The organism is Empedobacter sp. GD03739 (assembly GCF_029843245.1).
Lineage (GTDB): Bacteria > Bacteroidota > Bacteroidia > Flavobacteriales > Weeksellaceae > Empedobacter > Empedobacter falsenii_B.
In genome coordinates this window covers 1-1,142 of record NZ_JAOCHX010000105.1, presented here as the reverse complement: position 1 = coordinate 1,142, position 1,142 = coordinate 1, and the positions used below count along the sequence as shown (strand labels likewise).

The window sequence follows — 1,142 nt, the reverse complement described above, 5'->3', positions numbered from 1 at the left end:
GTTCATCAAGAGAAAACGTTAAGAGCATTGACCCTATGCAGAACAGCTGCTTTAGGCGGCCATGTAGATGCGTGCGATGAGTGTGGAAACATCCGTATTAGTTACAACAGTTGCCGCAATCGTCATTGTCCGAAATGTCAAGGCCATCAACGCGAAGAATGGATACAAGCTCGTGAACAGGATCTGCTACCTTGTTCATATTATCATTTGGTATTTACTTTGCCCGATACGCTTAATGGTTTGGCGATTTCACATCCAAAAATCGTTTATAAAATTTTGTTTGATTCGGTTTGGACCACATTAAATCAATTCGGAAAAACGGAAGGATTCCAACTAGGAATGATTGCTATTTTACATACGTGGGGACAAAATTTGAGTTTACATCCACATTTACATTGCATTGTTCCTGGTGGTGGAATTGATGCCAACGGTAAATGGAAACGCAAGATAAAAACCGATAAATATTTATTTGCAGTGAAAGCCTTGAGTAAGGTTTTTCGAGCAAAATACGTAGCTTTTTTACGCAAAGAAAAGCTTGCTGATACAACTGTCATCCAAAGTTTGTTTGAAAAGAATTGGGTGGTTTATGCCAAACGCCCTTTTGCCGGTCCAAAGCAAGTAATAGAATATTTAGGAAGATACACCCATAAAGTTGCCATCAGTAACCATAGAATTAAAAACGTAACCAATCAAGAAGTTACCATTAGCTATAAAGATTATAGAGATGGAAGTAAAACCAAGCAGCTTACTTTAAAAAACGAAGAGTTTACAAGGCGCTTTAGTCTTCATATTTTACCCAAACGCTTTGTGCGCATACGCCATTACGGCATTTTAAGCAGCAATTGGAAACGCGGGAAATTACAACAATTACAAAAAGAGTTAAACGTTTTAAGGTCAAGTGTAGAACTTAAAACTCAACATCGAAAATGTTATTGTTGTAAAGTTGGAAATCTTGTTACGTTGCACGTTTTTGGGCAGCGAGGTCCACCAAAAGCTTATCTTATTGAAAACACACTTTCTTCTGTGAATTAACTTTTACGGGTAAGGGAACTTGTGCTTCATTGCATCCAAAAATCGCATAAAACAACAGAAAATGCACAAGTACAACCACAAAAAAAGCAGTAATTGTAAAATTACTGCTG

At 37.4% G+C, this 1,142-nt stretch carries 1 protein-coding gene; it reads left to right on the top strand.

The genetic code is table 11. From position 1 onward, the window contains the following. Positions 1–1,032 (top strand): IS91 family transposase (locus tag N5E64_RS15600; protein WP_280038313.1); only part of this gene is annotated, 1,032 nt, incomplete at its 5' end. Positions 1,033–1,142: the final 110 nt, after the last annotated feature.